At 46.9% G+C, this 1517-nt stretch carries 1 protein-coding gene; it reads right to left on the reverse strand.

Features of this window, described 5'->3' with window-relative positions; translation table 11 throughout:
* Window positions 1-313 precede the first annotated feature (313 nt).
* On the reverse strand, window positions 314-1462 hold the full coding sequence (locus GC130_RS25480; RefSeq protein WP_193218011.1) for an IS91 family transposase: 1149 nt from the start codon (window positions 1460-1462) through the stop codon (window positions 314-316).
* Between the last annotated feature and the right edge of the window lie 55 nt (window positions 1463-1517).

Here is a 1517-nt window from a genome sequence, read left to right on the forward strand (position 1 = left end):
AACAATATAGTGTTTTAGAGCCAGTTTGTCCAAAGATAAACCAATCGGTTTAATGCTGGGTCGGTAAAGACAAATTGGCTCTAAAACAGCGTTGAACGGGGCTCCTGGGTGCTATGGGGGTAGTTAGGTTACCGCTGCCGCCTTGCCGCTTGTTGGGCTGAAAAACTAACCACTGTTGGCACCACCGAAGTGGTGGTAAGCACTGCTACCCAAGGTTTGTGAATGAGGTTTGGACGGAGATTTCCCTGCCACTCGCAGGTTGGCCAGAAAAAGAACAGCCAATACATCAAAGATCGATTTATTCTATAAGTCATTACACCGGATCAAGGATAGTTTTTGGGATCAACTGGCCTAGCAGGCATTTAGGGCATATGTCAGGATTCTTTCCCGTGACTATTGCCAGAACCTGCTTAGCTTTTAGACCTTGTAGTAAGGAGACCGGCCGATCTTTTCCTATCAGGCTCATGCATTGTTGCTTTTTAGGTCTATTTGCTGGAGCAAGCAATCCATAGTACCTGATCTTGTAAAAGCCAGAAGGAAGAATATGCCTCATGAATCTGCCGATAAACTCCTGGACATCTAAACTGAGTAACTGATTGGCAAGCCGCTGGCGGTAGTTCTTCCACCGGAAGGTGACTTTACCATCGCTGGCTGACACCAGTCGGCTGTTGCTGATAGCCACCCTGTGGGTGTATTTACCCAGGTACTGAACGACCGACTCAGGACCAGCCAATGGTTTTTTAATATATACATGCCAGTTTTTAGCATAAAGAGCTGCTTTGAGCGTGGTGGTGTCTGAAAAGTTGTCGGCCAACTTGATGTGACCTGACTCAATCTTACTTTTGAGCTTGTCCCACAGTACGCCTCTGAATATAGAAGACAACACTTTGACAGGCAGAAAGAACTTTTTACCTGCATTGACCCACTCAACTCCATCCTCGGACAAGCCTCCGGCAGGCACCAACATGTGTATGTGTGGGTGGTAGGTGAGCGCCTGACCCCAGGTATGCAACACAGACACAGCTCCGGTTTCAGCTCCCAGGAACTTGGGATTGCGACCTACTTTCAACAACGTCTCTGCTGAAGCTTGAAACAATAGTTTGTAGCACTCTCGCTGGTTGATGTAGAAGGTCTTTTGGAGCTGCGATGGAATAGTGAAGACCACATGAAAATACCTGCATACTGGCAAGGCGCTTCTCAACTTATCGACCCATACCAATTGCTTTGTGTATTGGCATTTGTTGCAGTGACGATTTCGGCAGGAGTTATAAGACACCTGGCAATGCCCACATTTATCACAACTGTCTACATGGCCCCCCATTGCCGAAGTTCGGCAGGAGCAGATAGCGTTGTAGGCTTTGAGCTGATCTATGGACAGTTTACCTCTTGCTATAAAATTACCCCCATATTCTCTGAAAATGGCTGCCATCTCCAGAGGTTGTCTTTTGTTTGCCTTATCCATGATTATGGTAAGTCAAAAGGGCTCTTCACAGAAGGGTCAATACTAGCCAGGTGCA

This window comes from Imperialibacter sp. EC-SDR9 (genome assembly GCF_902498805.1).
Taxonomy (GTDB): Bacteria; Bacteroidota; Bacteroidia; order Cytophagales; family Cyclobacteriaceae; genus Imperialibacter.